General features: G+C 58.2%; 14 protein-coding genes. 5 read left to right on the top strand and 9 right to left on the bottom strand.

Annotated features, from left to right (window positions below; all coding sequences use genetic code 11):
- Positions 1 to 810 (bottom strand): IS21-like element helper ATPase IstB, encoded by an 810-nt coding sequence (gene istB / locus AYR66_RS10995; protein ID WP_088707203.1) that lies wholly within the window; start codon positions 808 to 810, stop codon positions 1 to 3.
- Positions 800 to 2,302: an IS21 family transposase gene (gene istA, locus AYR66_RS10990; RefSeq protein ID WP_420093097.1), complete on the bottom strand. Its 1,503-nt coding sequence runs from the start codon at positions 2,300 to 2,302 to the stop codon at positions 800 to 802. Before istA ends, istB begins: the two co-directional genes overlap by 11 nt.
- A 289-nt stretch (positions 2,303 to 2,591) precedes the next feature.
- Between istA and AYR66_RS10985 the strand changes: the two genes are divergently transcribed.
- From AYR66_RS10985 to AYR66_RS10975, 3 genes are all read left to right on the top strand, one after another.
- The gene (locus AYR66_RS10985; RefSeq protein ID WP_088707521.1) at positions 2,592 to 2,954 is read left to right on the top strand and encodes a helix-turn-helix domain-containing protein; all 363 of its coding nucleotides are present in this window, start codon (positions 2,592 to 2,594) and stop codon (positions 2,952 to 2,954) included.
- Positions 2,955 to 2,956: 2 nt separating this feature from the next.
- The gene (locus AYR66_RS10980) at positions 2,957 to 4,174 is read left to right on the top strand and encodes a type II toxin-antitoxin system HipA family toxin (protein ID WP_234814878.1); all 1,218 of its coding nucleotides are present in this window, start codon (positions 2,957 to 2,959) and stop codon (positions 4,172 to 4,174) included.
- A 661-nt stretch (positions 4,175 to 4,835) separates the two neighbouring features.
- Entirely contained in the window at positions 4,836 to 5,930 is a 1,095-nt protein-coding gene (locus AYR66_RS10975) for a porin (protein ID WP_088707519.1), read from the top strand.
- Positions 5,931 to 6,199: 269 nt separating this feature from the next.
- On the opposite strand, the gene AYR66_RS10970 is transcribed toward AYR66_RS10975, so the two are convergent.
- The 4 genes from AYR66_RS10970 to AYR66_RS10955 form a co-directional block, all read right to left on the bottom strand.
- Positions 6,200 to 6,970, bottom strand: a complete 771-nt coding sequence (locus AYR66_RS10970) for a sulfite exporter TauE/SafE family protein (protein WP_088707518.1) — start codon at positions 6,968 to 6,970, stop codon at positions 6,200 to 6,202.
- A 108-nt stretch (positions 6,971 to 7,078) separates the two neighbouring features.
- The gene (locus AYR66_RS10965; protein WP_088707517.1) at positions 7,079 to 8,323 is read right to left on the bottom strand and encodes an MFS transporter; all 1,245 of its coding nucleotides are present in this window, start codon (positions 8,321 to 8,323) and stop codon (positions 7,079 to 7,081) included.
- A 61-nt stretch (positions 8,324 to 8,384) separates the two neighbouring features.
- The gene (locus AYR66_RS10960; protein ID WP_088707516.1) at positions 8,385 to 9,260 is read right to left on the bottom strand and encodes a polysaccharide deacetylase family protein; all 876 of its coding nucleotides are present in this window, start codon (positions 9,258 to 9,260) and stop codon (positions 8,385 to 8,387) included.
- Positions 9,261 to 9,290: 30 nt separating this feature from the next.
- The gene (locus AYR66_RS10955; protein ID WP_088707515.1) at positions 9,291 to 9,992 is read right to left on the bottom strand and encodes a fumarylacetoacetate hydrolase family protein; all 702 of its coding nucleotides are present in this window, start codon (positions 9,990 to 9,992) and stop codon (positions 9,291 to 9,293) included.
- A gap of 223 nt (positions 9,993 to 10,215) precedes the next feature.
- On the opposite strand from AYR66_RS10955, the gene AYR66_RS10950 reads away from it, so the two are divergent.
- Entirely contained in the window at positions 10,216 to 11,175 is a 960-nt protein-coding gene (locus AYR66_RS10950; protein ID WP_234814877.1) for an AraC family transcriptional regulator, read from the top strand.
- Between the two features lie 592 nt (positions 11,176 to 11,767).
- Here the strand turns inward: AYR66_RS10950 and AYR66_RS10945 are convergent.
- The gene (locus AYR66_RS10945) at positions 11,768 to 12,994 is read right to left on the bottom strand and encodes an ABC transporter substrate-binding protein (protein ID WP_170942120.1); all 1,227 of its coding nucleotides are present in this window, start codon (positions 12,992 to 12,994) and stop codon (positions 11,768 to 11,770) included.
- 165 nt (positions 12,995 to 13,159) lie between these two features.
- Here AYR66_RS10945 and AYR66_RS10940 point away from each other — a divergent pair, with 165 nt between their 5' ends.
- Positions 13,160 to 13,903 (top strand): FadR/GntR family transcriptional regulator, encoded by a 744-nt coding sequence (locus AYR66_RS10940; RefSeq protein WP_088707513.1) that lies wholly within the window; start codon positions 13,160 to 13,162, stop codon positions 13,901 to 13,903.
- Between the two features lie 53 nt (positions 13,904 to 13,956).
- On the opposite strand, the gene AYR66_RS10935 is transcribed toward AYR66_RS10940, so the two are convergent.
- Entirely contained in the window at positions 13,957 to 15,129 is a 1,173-nt protein-coding gene (locus AYR66_RS10935) for an acetyl-CoA C-acyltransferase (RefSeq protein WP_088707512.1), read from the bottom strand.
- A 20-nt stretch (positions 15,130 to 15,149) separates the two neighbouring features.
- Positions 15,150 to 15,899 (bottom strand): SDR family NAD(P)-dependent oxidoreductase, encoded by a 750-nt coding sequence (locus tag AYR66_RS10930; RefSeq protein ID WP_088707511.1) that lies wholly within the window; start codon positions 15,897 to 15,899, stop codon positions 15,150 to 15,152.
- Positions 15,900 to 16,113: the final 214 nt, after the last annotated feature.

Here is a 16,113-nt window from a genome sequence, read left to right as displayed (position 1 = left end):
CTACGCTGCTGTGGATAAGTCTTCGGTCGCTAGTCCTGTTTCTCCCTTCTTCGAGCCCTTTCTGGGGGATGTCTTCCGCGTCGATTCACTGTGCCTGAAGCGCCAGGAATCATTGCCGGTCTCAATAATATGGCAGTGATGCGTGAGTCGGTCCAGCAATGCTGTCGTCATCTTCGCGTCCCCGAACACCGCAGGCCACTCGCCGAAGCTCAGGTTGGTCGTAATCGCTACGCTGGTTCGTTCGTACAGCTTTGAGAGCAGGTGGAACAGTAGTGCACCACCAACCTGGCTGAACGGCAGGTACCCCAGTTCGTCGAGGATGACCAGATCGACGTACATCAGCCGGTGTGCGATCTGGCCTTGCTTACCGGCCGCCTTCTCTAGTTCCAGCGCATTGACCAGTTCAACAGTGGAGAAGAACCTGACGCGCTTGCCGTGCCGGTTGATGGCTTCGATCCCAAGCGCCGTGGCTAGATGCGTCTTGCCGGTACCCGGTCCGCCAATGAACACCAGGTTGTGTGCGGCGTCCAGGAACGACATGGTGTGGAGCTGCCGAATCAGCGCTTCATCGACCTTCGCCTCGGCGAAGTTAAAGCCATTCAAATCACGATGTGCGGGGAAGCGGGCAGCCGTCATCTGGTAGGCAATCGAGCGAACCTCGCGCTCGGCCGTCTCTGACTTGAGCAGCTGGACCATGAACCGCTCCGGATCGAAGTCCGCTATGCGGGCCTGGGCTACCAGCTCCGACCAGGTCTGTGCCATGCCGTGCAGCTTCAGGCTCTTCAATTGGTTGACGATCTCATGCGACATGCTGAACCTCCGTATCCAGCGAACGCAACCGCTCGTAGCGGGAGACATTGGCTTGTGGCTCTTCCTTCAGTGTCAGCGCTGTCGTAATCGATGCAGTCGCCGGTGCCTGTTTGATGCGGCCAAGCACGTTGAGAACGTGTTCACCGCTGGGTCGTCCCGATTCCAGCGCGTTCCTGACTGCATCCAGTACGGCTTCGAGCCCGTGATCCGGGATGGCCGAGAGGACTTGCGCCATGACGCGGTCACCCCCAGGATGTTTCAGGAGATGGCGCTGCAGGTGCAATAGCGGCTCGGGCATGGTCTGGAATGGCGCTCCATTACGTAATGCACCGGGCTTCTGGGCAATCAGCGGGATGTAGTGCTGCCAGTTGTAGCGGGTGATATAGCGGTCGAACACGCGCTCGTGCCGCGCAATCTCTTCGTTATCAGCGACGACCACCAGTTCGGTTGGATAGACATGCAGGCTGACTACGCGGTGTGCATAGGGTGTCGGGACGCTGTAACGGTTCTTCTGGAAGTGGATCAGGCTTGTTGACGACACCCGTACCGGCTGCTCGACGTAACCGTCGAATGGCTTGGGGACCGGCATCAATTGCAACCGTTCGTCCTGCAGAACCTCGGCCACCTTCATCTCCGGCCAGTCGGGATGCGCCATGTCTTCCCAGCTTTGCCGGCAGTTCTCGGCCAGCCAGTCATTCAGTTGTCCCAGACTGTTCCAGCGGATGTCGGCTGCTGCCACCCAGATCTGCCTGCGCCGGTCCTGGACGTTCTTCTCGACGATTCCCTTTTCCCAGCCAGCCGCCCGGTTGCAGAACTCCGGCTCGAACAGATAGTGCCCGCACATGGCCTCGAAGCGGGCATTGACGTTGCGCTCCTTGCCCTTGCCGACCTTGTCCACGGCGGTCTTCATGTTGTCGTAGATGCCCCGCCGCGGGATCCCGCCGAAGGCGGCAAACGAGCGGGTATGGGCATCGAACAGCATCTCGTGGCTTTGCGACGGATACGCCACCAGCCAGAAGGCACGGGATGACGCCAGCTTGCAGTGCGCTACCTCCAGACGCCGGCGCAAGCCGCCAATCCAGGCGTACTCGCAGCTCCAGTCGAACTGAAATGCCTCGCCATGGGCGAAGGCAAGCGGCACGAACGCTTTGCGGCTCGGTGCCTGAGCCAGTTCCTGCTGCAGCCGGCGAACCAGCGCGCAGACACGGCCGTATCCACCGCTGTAACCCTGCGCCTGGATCGCCTGGAACATGACACGGGCCGTACGTCGATCCCGCTTGGCGCGGTGGCTGTCGGTTTGAATCCAGGTCCGGACCTGCTCAGCATAGGCGTCAACGACGCTCTTGCCCTCGCGTTCCGGATACCTTGGTTCGGTCATGGCTGGCTCGCGCAGCCACTTGCGGATCGTATTGCGCGACAGATTCGTGCGCCGTTCGATCTCTCGTATGGAGAGCTTCTCGCGGAAATGCATCCGCCTGATCTTGGCAAACATGCCCACTGTGATCACTCCTCGTCCTCCTGCCCATTTATTGAGCAGGCGATTGAATCACGTGGGTCAAATTTGGATGAAAACTACTGCGGAAAGTGGGTCAATTTTCAGTGAACGTCAACACGTAAACTCGACATCTAGAGTCCAAAGTTTCCTGCTTGTAGGCAAAGCCGACACTTTAGCGGCAGTTCTCGGAGGCAAAGCTTGAAGCGGTTGATTTGCCGCCTTAGTCGCCAAGGGCGCTGATTACATAAACTTTACCAAAAGCACCGCTTATGGTAAAGTTTATTTAATGTCCAAATCCTCCATCGCCCTCTCATCGATTCCGCCCCAAGCGCTTGGCGCGCTGCAGGCGCTGGGCGAGCATTTGGCTTTGGCTCGTCTGCGGCGCAAGGAATCCCAGCGCAACTGGGCTGCCCGTTTGGGCGTCTCGGTCCCGACACTCATCCGCCTGGAAAAGGGCGACCCCTCAGTAAGCATGGGGGTGTACGCCTCAGCGCTTTGGCTCCTCGGATTGTCGGACGGGCTCGCTGAACTTGCCGACCCAGTCAAGGATATGCGGGCGCTGGAGTCCGACGTGCGGCAGGCCAGCCAACTGCGCGCGGCCCGAACACGGGCCTCGATGGCGCGGCTCGCCAAGAAAAAGGAGCCCTGACCTTGCACGCTGCCCCTCCTGACACGCTTTATCTCTGGTTTCTCGGTAGGCCCGACGCCCCTGCGCTGGTGGGCGAGCTGAACCTCGTGATGAGCCGGCGCGGGGTCTCGCTCAAGTACGCCGCGCCCTGGATCAAGGCCGGCTTCCCTTTGAGCGAAGACCTGCCGCTCACCGACCTGGAGCACATCCCTCTGGAAAAGGATACAGCCGCAGGCGCAGTGGATGATGCGCGCCCCGACCGGTGGGGTGAGCGAGTCATTCGCCTGCTCGACCGCCCGCCCCGGCTCTCCTTGCTGGAGTACCTGTATTACGCGGGCGACGATCGTTTCGGGGCTCTCGGGGTGTCCCTGTCCGCCACGGTCTATCAGCCCCGGGAGATCGGTCCGCTGCCCAAGCTCGCTGATGTCGACGCGGTGCACGAGGTGGTGCGCCGTGTGCTCGCTCAAGAGCCGGTCGATGCGCGCCAAATGCGTCTGATCGCCCCCGGCGTCACCATGGGGGGCGCCCGGCCCAAGGCGCTGTTCCAGCTGGACGGCCAGGAGTGGGTGCTCAAATTCGCCGAGGATGACCGGCCCGCCGAGCCCTTGATGGAGCACGCGGCGCTTACCCTCGCGGCACAAGCCGGCATTAACGTCGCCGAAACCCGGCCCATCCCCTTCAAGACCGGGATTGCACTGGCCATCCGCCGATTCGACCGGAGTGCCGGCCGGCGACTGCACGCGATCTCGGCCAATGTCGCCCTGCGGGCGGCCGGCGCTGAATTCTCCTACCCGAACCTGGCCTTAATCCTGAGGCGACGCGGCCCAATCGATCTGCACCGGGATCAAATGCGGGAGATGTTTCGGCGCATGGTATTCAACATCCTCATCGACAACACTGACGACCACGAGAAGAACCATGTGCTCCTGGTGCGCGAGGATCAACAGTACGTGCTGGCCCCTGCCTTCGACGTCTTGCCCATGGGCCAGTCCCTGGGCTACCAGTCGTTAGTGGTCGGGGAACGGGGGGCAGAGTCGACCATTGAGAATGCGCTTTCCGCAGCAACCCAGTATTGGCTTACGCCCCAGGACGCGCTGACAGAAGCCCGGCAGGTCGCCCATGTGGTCGAGGGCTGGCAGTCGCACTTTGCCGCCAAAGGATTGCCTCAGGCCACCCTCGAAGAGCTGGCGCAGCATATTGACAGGCCCTTCCTGAAAGACCAGCGGGTGGCCCTCAAATAGCGGGCACCCGGAAGAGTCGTGAAACGTGTTGTACGCGCGGCTCTGCGGACGATCGGGAGCCATGAATAGTCGAAGTGCGCGCACGTTCCCACAGGCAAAAAAGTTTGACCTTTAATCGTCGATTTTGGGACTGTAATTATGCGGACCGCTGCAGACGAATACGTAGCCCGACGTGATGTTTTGGCAACGCCAATGAATACGCACCGGGCGCATCGTTCAGCGCGGCTTGGCTGACGTACCGAAGCAAAGGCGTTAGTTCTTTGAGGCGGCGGCCTATATATGTCGACGCCAATCGACTGTGACGAACTTCCTTGTGCGGCAGGTATGCTGTTAATGGCGCGCGTTTTGGCTGCCTCTTCTCACGATCCTCGGCCGATGGCGACATCGCCACCTCCGGCCATCCTGAGGTTCGCCTTCGTTAATGCGCACGTGTCCACCGAAAGTTAAGCGGACCTCATTTTCGCAACAACGCCATCACCATTCAAGAAAGGATGGCCGGACGCGTACGTCGATACGACAAGTAATGCATGACATTGCACAAGTGGAGTCATGGCTCCGAACCCATGCCCCACTTAACCTCCTTGCATGCAGACATCAATGACGCCTGCATCTACCCTCTGAAACGGGGAATCACGTTCCCTACAACAAGCAAGGAAACAAAATGAACAAGATTAGATCGAGGAGAATAGCGGCCGTAGCGTTGCACCTGACTGCCGGCTACGCCATGGCACAGACGAACGTCAACGTCAGCGGATTAATCGATGGTTTCGCTGGCTCGCTAAAGAACAGCGGTGATACTGCGCGCCGGTCTGTCGTTGGTAGCGGTGGAATGACTACCTCGTGGTGGGGCCTGAAAGGACAGGAAGACCTGGGAAGCGGTCTCCGCGCGGAAGTCGCGCTGACTGGATTCATGCGGATTGATACCGGTGAGACCGGCAGATTCGGGGCGGACAATATGTTTTCACAGAATGCGAACGTGGGGTTGTCAGGCAGCTGGGGGAAGGTTCAGCTCGGCCGCGCTCTTGCGCCAAACTTCCTACCGAACATGCTGTTTAATCCATTTGGCGACTCGTTCACGTTTTCACCTCTGATTGTGCACTCGAATGTCGGCTCAGGACCGGCAAATGCCAGGACTTGGTCCGCCACCAATGCTGGCGATACTGGCTGGAGTAATCAAGTGATTTATATGACGCCCGAATATGGAGGATTGCGCGGAAATTTCCACTATCAGCTTGGAGAAGTTGCTGGCGACTCCGGGAAAAGGAACATAGGAGGTAATCTTCTTTACTTCAATGGCCCGCTTGGTTTGTCCGCATACTACCAAGACGTGCAAGTTGGCAATCCGAATCCGGGCCCGCTGATCGACGCCACCACAATCCCGATCAACATCGCATCTATCGTCAGGCAGAAGACGTGGTTTGGCGGGGCCTCGTACGAGACAGCTTTAGCAAAGATGTTTGCCACCTTTCGTCGCAGCAGCAACGAAGCGCGCGCTGGAAACGCCATGGAAGATCGTGGAAGTACGATAGGTTTATCGGCGAAGTTAGGACAGGGTGTCCTTCTGGCAGCGGTTGGGCGCGCACACCGCAGCGGCACGCTGGTCGGAGGGGGAACAATAACGCGTACAACCGCATCTTTCGGCTACGACTACTACCTGTCAAAGCGAGTAGACGTCTACGCGGTGATGATGAACGATAAAATTACCAGGGCCAACGGTGCCAATAGCGTCGGCTTTGGCATTCGCCACCGCTTCTGAAGAATGGGAAGAAAGCAAGTTCGGCAGCCCGATGGACTGCCGAACTGTCTTCTCGTGGGATCCACAGGTATCAGGAATTCGGCCGTTCGGATGGATTGTGTCAAGGCAGGCCGCATATCGAACTTCATTCACGCATTGCCGGCGCAGGTTCTCGCCTTGTTGCCGTACGAAAGTCGGCGATTGCGTTGGTATTGCCTGGATTTCCTTACCCATGGAGAGCTAATAAATACATGTGCGGTGAACTGCAGATGCATGCGCTGGGAAAGGCATCAGTGCCATGCGCGCAGTCCGAATACGAGAGCGAGCACCAGTCCTGTGAGCACGACGAAACAACGCAAAAACCGTACAGGAAGGTAGCGCGCAACAAGGCCGCCGATGTAGCCTCCGGTAATTGAACCAACCATCATGGGCATAGCGAGATTCCAGGCAACCTGTCCAGCAAAACCATAAATGCCGACAGCGATTGTCGTCAGCACCAGCGAGGCAAGGTTTTTTGCGCCATTAATTGAACGCAGATCACTTTCCCCGATCAGCGATAGCATGGCCAGTAAAAGCACGCCAAGACCACCATTGAAGTACCCTCCATACACCCCCGCGAAAAATATTGCGGCAACCTTAGGAAGCGATCCTGCAGACCGTTCCGGCCCCTGCCCCGCGCGATCAGCGCGCACCAGCCGATTACTGAAGGCAAAAAGTGCTGTGGAACCGAGGATTAGCACTGGCAGGATGGTCTCGAACGCCTTCCCAGGCGTAATGGCGAGGAGCACGGATCCTGCAATCCCTCCCAGGAAGGCCCAGAGAGCAATGGCAGCGGCCGACATTGTTTTTGTCCTTCCAATGTCTCTGCGCATGGCCCACGCTGCCGAAGCATATCCAGGCAGCAATGCCGCCGTACCCGTCGAATTTGCAACAATGGGGGAGACACCCGTGTACGCAAGTGCTGGCAAGGTAACGAAGCTGCCGCCTCCGGCAATTGCATTCATAATCCCGGCGACAAATGCCGCGGGAAGGACAACAAAGGCCTGCTGTTCGGTAATCATGGGAAATTGTTCGATGGGGCCAGAGAATACGCGCTGGTTCCGCAGTGACGCTTGGATTAAAGTTGGAATGAGGGGCTCCGCTGAAACGTGCCCCTCATGACCGTCTGTTCAGGACTTTCTTGAGAAACCTGCCATTCGCTCAGGTTGAAGGCCGACAGCAAGCAGTGCACCAACGATGGCAAGGCTTGTAATCTGCATTATCCCTGCTGCACTCCATCCAACCTTTGCCGCAAGGGAACCGATAACGTAACCAGCTACGGCCCCTGCCGCGTAAAGTGAGGTCACGAATAGACCGGTCGCTTTTCCGGTAAGTCCGGCGCGTACGGCCTTGACATGGTAGCCCGCCAGGTTCACGTAAAGAATGCCGCTGGCAATGAAGCCCCAGGCAAACGACAGAGTTGAATGGAATACGACGTTGGTTGACCCTAAGAACAGCAGGACGCCGAGCGCTGCGGTGGAGAGAAAGGTTGTCACAAGCAAGAGGCGCGGTGGGAGCCTGTCGCCTAGCCAGCCACCGAAGATCGATGCAAAGACACCGAGCCCATACATGCTCATCACACCGCCAGTGGTCGTCGGTGCAAAATGAAGTTGCTCACGCAGGTAAGTCGGATACATGCCGAGATAGCCATAAATAACCATGCCCCCGATCATGCTCATTACGGTAAGGATAATGGTGTTGCGGTTCATTAGATTCGCAGCACCGTCGGAATTACCTTGAGCCTGCACGCTGGCCGTAGCCTCAGTCAACCGCCTGCTGACCATCAATGCAATTATTGCCATGGAAATGAAGCCAATCAGGCCAAACCATACCAGCGGCACTCTCCAAAGTCGCTCGGCGCCAAGAAGATAGCCGCCCAAGGTCGGCCCTACGATTGCCCCAAGGCCAAACGAAAAGTTTATCGCTCCGATAGCGGTGGCGCGATATCGGAAGAAGTAGTTTCCCGCGATAGCAATCAGTACTGTAAGCTGCATCGCTTCCCCAACGCCAGTGGTCGCACGATAAAGCATCATGTCGGCAAAGCCAAAGGAATAGGCAGTCAGCAGCGTACCAGTGGAGAAGATTGCAATACCTATCTGCAGTACCGCTTTTCGGGAGCATCGAGCCAGCAAATAGGCAGTCGGCAGGCCAGCGAGCGCCATCCCCATAGTGAAGATGGTCGATAGCAGGCCTGTCTCCCCAAGTGCAAATCCGTATTCACGCCGTACGTCAGCCGCAACCAGCGGAAAGATCTGGCGATCCATCGCATTAATTACATACGATGCCAGCAGTACCAGGAACATGGCAATTTCGAGCGTGCGGACGTTGCCATCAGTCTGGATCGATGTATTCACGCTTGTCTGCGCGATTTTCATGTTGTCTCCTTGTATTTCTCGTTCATCGGCCGTCCCATTAATTGGGACGGCGCCCCAACAATCAGCAGGCCTGGCCAGACGCCTTATACCAATCGAGGATCTTTTCGCCCGTCATGAAAGTAGCCGCCCGGCTGGCGGCGATATATTCGAGCGCCTCACGGAAGTAACGGGCGCGGTGCGGTGCTCCCATGATGTAGGGATGAATTACCAAAGCCATTACCCGCGCTGAATCTCTTGCATCGTCGGCGAGTTGGTTGAATTGGTCGATGGCGCGGTCCCGGTATTCGCGAGCAACATGGTGCTGAATGAGCATCATTGCAACGTCATTGCACTCCTGGGTGTACGGCACACTCACGATGGGACCGCTCCGGGTTTGCAGTTGCACCGGCTGGTCGTCGAGCACCCAGTCGCACACATACTCATATCCGTGCTCCTTGAGCACATCAGGCGTGTTCCATGTTTCGGTCAGGCCCGGCCCAAGCCAACCGCGCGGGGCGCGGCCGGTAAAGCTTCGGATCGCCTCGGTCGTCTTGCGAATGTCCTCAGTTTCGTCGGCGACTTTCTGCATATTCTTTTGCGAATAGCCGTGGCCGATGAACTCCCATCCCCGGGTAAGTGCGGCCTCCGAAATCGGCTTGTACGCCTCGATCGCGGAACCATTGATCGCTAACGTCGCAGGAATCCGCAGCGTATCGAGTGTCTCCAGCACGCGCCAGAAGCCGACGCGGTTTCCGTACTCATGCCACGCCCAGTTTGGAATATCCGGCATCGGACTGCCGCCAGCCGGTGGCGTAAGTACAGTACGCGGCATTGTCTCGTTGATGTCCCACTCCTCAATGTTGACAATCACCCAAACAGCGACCCGGGCACCGTCCGGTAATGTCAGCTTAGGACGGTCATTGATCGCAGAATATTTAATGCGCTCCAGCGGCTTCATGGTGGTCTCCTTTAGCTCTCTTCCATTCGGTCAAACGATCTTCGCTACGAGCGGCTCCAATCCTTCGATCTCACCGACAAGCGCATCACCGCGATGCACCGCACCTACGCCTTCCGGAGTGCCGGTATAGATGAGATCGCCCGGGAAGAGCTCGTACTGCTTCGATAGCTCGCTGATAATTTCGGGCACGTTCCAGATCATTTTTTCCAGACGCGAATTCTGACGAATCTCACCATTTACCCTGAGTACCAGAGATCCCTGGCTGATATGGCCAACCAGGCTTACCGGATGGATGGGACCGCACGGTGCGGACGCATCGAAGGCCTTTCCTTGTTCCCACGGCAATCCCTTCTTGTTGCACTCCCGCTGGCGGTCGCGGCGCGTCATGTCGAGACCGGCTGCGTAGCCGAAGACGTAATCCAGTGCTTCGCCGCGTGGAACATCAACTGCACGGCGTCCGATCGCAACTGTCAATTCAAATTCGTATTGGAAGTCGTCGGTAATGGTCGGATAGGGAATGAGACCGTCCACCACGACGGCATCGGACGGCTTCTGGAAAAAGAATGGCGGATCGCGCTCGTCGCCTTCCTTCATTTCACGGATATGCGCAAGATAGTTACGTCCAACGCAATAGATCCGGCGAACCCCAAATCGCTCCTTACTTCCGACGATCGGGAGCGTCGGTGCGATGATTTGCGGAATAGGATGATTGATAGTGTTTTGAATAGACATGCGTAGTGCCCCTGTATCGTGGTGTTTATCGTCGGTTGATTCGATAGGGACAGTGTAGGCGTGGCGTTTCGCAGGGACAACGAACAGGGTTGTGCAGGATTATGCAATTCTTGCGCAAGTGTGGAAAATGCATGGCTAACGACACCAGTCGGACCATACTAGCGTTGCCGATATCGCCGGCATGATTACAATGGAAAAAACACTGTAACAAATGGGGGATTCCATGCCGCGCTTGCAGACCTTTCGCTACCCCGCTGACCAGTACAAAATTGAGCGTCCTGACCCTGGCAATATAATCGGAAACTACACGATGGCGGAGCGCGCTCAGCGCCCGTACTTCGGCATACACGACAACACCAACTCGCTACCTAACCCGGTACCTCACCGCCATGAGTACTACCAAATTTACGTCAACATAAACGGAAATACGACGCACTACCTTGGCTGTGGCCAACGCCCGGTCGTGCCAGGCACCCTTTGTTTCATTGCCCCGTTCCTTCCGCACTACATCCGCAACCCGGATGGTGCCCGCTTCTACGTCATTAACGCCAGTCAGGATTTCCTTTTTCCGGCACTGGAGTTCGACCCGCTTGAATTCGATCCCCGTCTTGTATCCCGCGCTGCCGAGTTGGGCCCCTTTCTTACACAGGACCGAATTGACTTTGTCTTCGACAGAGACGATATCGTTGAAATCGAGACGTTGTGCGAAGTAATGAAGACCGAAGCCGCGCATGACGATATCGCCAGCAGCATTTTCATTCGCAGTTGCCTGCTTAAACTCATTGGACTCGTCTGGCGGCGCCATGGCGACGCTATGCTCTCGGCGCAACACGACATCGGTTCGCGCAAGGGCGGAGGCCACGTGATTGCCAAGTTGGGCCGTTACATTATTTCTTGCCTTGACAAGGAAATTACGCTTGCCACGGCCGCACGGGCCTGCCATGTATCTCCGACCCATCTAGCGCACTTGATCAAACGCGAGACCGGGCAGACCTTCCTGCAGATTGTGACCCATCGCCGGATCGAACTTGCGAAGTCCTATCTCGTATTCAGCGCACTTTCCGTAAAGGAAATTTGCACTCTGACTGGCTTTGGAGACGCTTCGCATTTTGCGAGGCGTTTCAAGCAGATAACCGGTGTGAGCCCTTCTGATTACAAGAACAAACATCAGAGCTTGGCATGACCTGTAATGGGCATCTGCGTGACTTATAGCTCTTGGGCATTGAAGGTGGAAGTTTCTTGCCTTGTACCTTGTTGAATTTCTCGACCTTGATAACTTCCGCTCTCTTAATTCATCTTTAGAATTGCCGAAAACCTCATCGAATCCCGAGTTGCGTCTACAGATTATTCGACTAAATGAAATGAAAAGACGAATTGCGTCCCGATCGAACGTCAGTGCCATATCTTTAGCATCTCGATCATCCTGCTTCGTTTCGTAAGGTATGAGAAATCCAGCTGACGCAGCACAGTTTCTACGGATGCGCGTCAATCGTGTCTCAATCTTTGAAGTGTTCGTGACGATCTCCCTTGGGGCGTCACTATAGGCGCGTGGTGGTCATTTCTGCATTTGGAGTACGCGGCGAAGTCCGTGTGCCACCTTTACATTCGCTCAAAAAAGACCTGCATCGTTAACGCGGGTCATTTTCTTTCCCCAAAAAAAAGCCCGCCAATCGGCGGGCTAAAGAGCGCATAGACCAACTATGGCTTGAACTGTGGAACTTTGGTTTGCACCGCACCGAATTCCTGTCATCGATACCGTGAATGATTCGTACCCGCTATGACATGTTCACCAGGGTGCACAGCGACTTGGACAGCGGGATGAACGCGTCGTCTCCCTTGATCACCTGGCGGATATGGAAGTAATCCCACGGATACTTCGACTCCTCCGGCTTCTTGATCTGTGCGAGGTACATGTCGTGCACCATGCGGCCGTCCTCGCGTACTTTCCCGTTTTCGGCGAAGAAGTCGTTGACCGGTATCTTCTTCATTTCCTTTGCGACGGCGAGCGAGTCGTCGGTCGCGGCTGCCTTGACGGCCTTCAGGTAATGCATTACCGCGGAGTAGACCCCCGCCTGGACCATGGTCGGCATGCGCTTCTGGCTTGCGAAGAAACGCTTGCCGAAGGCGCGCGTCTTGTCGTTCAGGTCCCAGTAGAAGCCGGTCGTCAGGTACATTCCCTGCGCGTACTTCAGCCCGAGGGAATGTACGTCGGTATCAAACAACAGGGTGGCAACGACCATCTGCTTGTCCATGATGCCGAACTCGGCGGCCTGCTTGATCGAATTGACCGTGTCGTTGCCCGCATTCGCCAGGCCAATAACTTTGGCGCCGCTCGCCTGGGCCTTCAAAAGATAGGACGAGAAATCATTGCCCGGGAACGGATGGCGTGATTCACCCAGCACCTTGCCGCCGCTTTGCTTGACGACCGCCATGGCATCCATCATCAGTGCGTGGCCGCCGGCATAGTCGGCGGTGAGGAAATACCAGCTGTCCCCCCCCTGCTTTGCGACTGCGCGTGCCGTTGCGGTGGCCAGAGAGTAGGTGTCGTATGCCCAATGCATCACGGTCGGCGAGCAATCCTCGTTGGTCAGGCGCGTTGTTGAGGAACCGACGGCAATCAGGATCTTGTTCTTCGCCTGTGCAACCTTCGCGGTTGCCAGCACGACGGACGAAGCAGGCAGGTCGACGATCATGTCCACACCGTCGCGGTCGAACCATTCACGTGCCTTGTTGGCGGCCGTGTCGGCCTTGTTCAGCGTGTCCGCCGAAACGACCTCGATGCGTTTGCCGTGGATGGTCTTGCCGAAGTCTTCTACCGCCATCTTCGCCGCCAGCACCGAACCCGGGCCGGAAAGGTCGGCATAAATACCGGAGAGGTCAGTCAGGACGCCGATGCGCACCACATCGTCGGAAAATTTGGGTGTTTGCGCCGTTGTATTGCCGGCAAGGGCGCAGGTGAGCACGGCGGCAAGCGCAAGCCGACGGCAGGAAGTGGCTTTCATGTCATGTCTCCTCATAAGTCTGTTTGTCAGACAATCTGATTTTATGTAAGCATTTTGCAGAAGTCAAGGCAGAATCAAAGTGGCAAATCGAATAGAACGCGCGTTTGCAGATTCACGTGGCATTCGCGATAATGAACCAACAATCAGACGATCAGGCAAACAACCATGGAAGTAGAAAAAATTCAGCGGGTTCCCTCTTACAAGATGCTGGCAGAGGCGCTTGTCCAGAACATCCTCGACGGGCGCCTGAAAGTGGGCGACGCGCTGCCGACCGAGGCGGTGCTGTGCGATAGCTTCGGCGTCAACCGCTCCACGGTGCGTGAAGGCGTGCGCCTTCTGGAAGAAGCCGGAATGCTATTGCGCAATGGAAAAAAACTGCTGATCACGCATCCTTCCCGCGAACAGCTCGGCGCGCAGGTGCAGCGCGCGATGGTGCTCAAGGAAGTGCGTATCGAGGAATTGTGGGAAGGCTTGTTCATCCTCGATCCGGCATTGGCCGAACTTGCCGCGCTGCGCCGGACCGAGGCCGCCGTCGAGGCGCTGGCAGCGAACGTCAAAGCGACTGAAGAGGCGCTGGACAGGGGCGATCCTGTCGTGCAGCTGGACATCGAATTTCATTCGCTGGTGGCCGAAGCCGCGGACAACCATGCGCTGCTCGTCGCCCGCGAGCCGCTCGGCCGCCTGCTGTTCCCCGCCTTCGATGTCGTAATGACGAAGGTCGGATCGGCAGGAGACCGTCTTCTTACGGCGCATACGGCCATCTTTGAAGCGATCCGGAAAAAGGATGCCGCCGGGGCCAGGAAGTGGATGGAAAAGCACATCCAGGATTTCAAGCGCGGCTACGAGGTGGCTGGTGTCGATATGCGCACGCCGGTGGTGCAGGTACAAAAAACATCCGCCGCGCGGTAAGAAGGGAAATCGCAGTAAAGTTGCGGCCGGGATCACCGGCCGCTGATCGCCGTTCAGCCGATCATTTCAACCGCAACAGCAGTCGCTTCCCCGCCGCCGATGCACAGGCAGGCAATGCCCCGCTTCTTCCCCTTCTGCTTCAACGCATTGAGCAAGGTCACCACAACACGTGCGCCGGAAGCGCCGATCGGATGACCGAGCGCGCATGCGCCGCCGAAGACGTTCACTTTTTCGCGTGGCAAACCCAGCTCCTTCATCGCGGCCATCACGACGACCGCGAATGCCTCGTTGATTTCGAACAGGTCCACGTCCCCGACCGCCCAGCCGATGCGCGCGCAAAGCGTCCTGATCGCGCCGATGGGCGCCGTCGAAAACCATGCCGGCTCCTGGGCGAAGGTGCTGTGCCCGACGATTCGTGCCTCGACCGCCAGGCCGTGCTCGAGCGCGTATGACTCGCGTGCCAGCACGACGGCGGCGGCGCCGTCGGAAATCGAGCTTGAATTGGCGGCCGTTACCGTTCCATCCTTCGAGAATGCCGGCTTCAGGGACGGAATCTTCGCCGAATCGGCGCGGCGAGGCTGCTCGTCCGAGGTAATTTCGCGCTCGCCCACGGAAACCGGCGTGATCTCGGCGTAGAAATAGCCGGAACCTTGCGCGTCGCGCGCCCGCGACAGGGACAGCAGCGCATAGGCGTCCTGTTCTTCACGCGTAAACTGGAAATGCCTCGCGCAATCCTCGGCGAAATGCCCCATCAGCTTGCCGCTCTCGTAGGCGTCCTCCAGCCCGTCCAGCAGCATGTGGTCGACCAGCGTGCCGTGTCCCAGGCGGTGTCCCCGACGCGCCTTCGGCACGATGTACGGCGCATTCGACATGCTCTCCATCCCGCCGGCGACCACTACGTCCTGCGATCCGGCGAGCAACATGTCGCGGCCGAGCATGATGCTTTTCATGCCGGAGCCGCACATCTTGCTCAGCGTCGTCGCACCCGCCGCATCCGGCAAGCCGGCCTTGCGTCCCGCCTGTCGCGCGGGAGCCTGCCCCTGCCCTGCAAAGAGGCAGTTCCCCATTATCAGTTCGCCCACATCCTGCATGGGCACCCTGGCGCATTCGACCGCCGCGCGGATCGCCACCGCCCCCAGGTCGGACGCGGTGACGCCCGATAGTTCTCCCATGAAACCGCCGATCGGCGTTCTCGCGCTGCCGCAAATGACTACCTTGTCTGTCATGTTTCCTCCTGCACTCCCGCTTAGCGTGCCGCCATCCGAATCGCCCCGTCGAGGCGGATGACTTCACCGTTGAGCATGTCGTTTTCCACAATATGCCGACACAAGCCGGCGAACTCTTCCGGCCTTCCTAGCCGGCTTGGAAAGGGCACCATCGCGCCCAGCGCGTCGCGCACTACCTGCGGCATCTCCATGAGCATCGGCGTTTCGAAAATGCCTGGCGCCACGGTGCATATGCGGATGCCGTGCCGCGCCAGCTCACGCGCCAGCGGCAAGGTCATGGACACCACGCCGCCCTTCGACGCCGCGTAAGCGGCCTGGCCGATCCGTCCGTCGTAGGCCGCCACGGAGGCGGTCATAATGATGACGCCGCGCTCGCCGCCCGGACCGGGCGCATTCCGGCTCATCAGCTGCGCCGCCAGCCGCACCGCGTTGAATGTGCCGTTCAGGTTGACGTCGATCACACGCGAAAACGTGTCGAGCGGGTGAGCGCCTTCCTTGCCCACGACCTTCTGCGCGGGAGCGATGCCGGCGCAGCACACCAACACATCGAGCCTGCCCGGCGCCTTCGCTATCCCATCGAAGACGGAAGCCAGCCCTTCGGCGCTGCAGACATTCGCTTCATGCCTGCCCACGCCCGCCGGGGCGGCGCCAGAAAACTTGAGGTCCACGGCATTCACCGTGGCGCCTTCCGCCGCGAATGTGCCGCACACGGCGGCCCCCAGGCCGGAACCGCCGCCGGTCACGACCACTGACAACTTGTTCAGTCTCACATTGCCCCCTGTCTACTTGATGAAAATCGATCCTGTGCCGCTGTCACTCGAATCCGGAAAACCGGGCGAACTCCTCAACTGCGCAACGTGACGGCTGCAATCCGTTCTCGGGCGCGACGGTATCCGCGTATCCGAGTGACATTGCGCAGACCAGCATTTCGCTGTCGGGAATGCCGAGTTCGCGGGTGATGACGCGGTGATACTTGTTGAACGC

It is taken from the genome of Noviherbaspirillum denitrificans (assembly GCF_002211445.1).
GTDB classification, from domain to species: domain Bacteria; phylum Pseudomonadota; class Gammaproteobacteria; order Burkholderiales; family Burkholderiaceae_D; genus Noviherbaspirillum; species Noviherbaspirillum denitrificans.
Note: the sequence above shows the minus strand (reverse complement) of the source record. Positions and strands in the feature narration are given on the sequence as shown.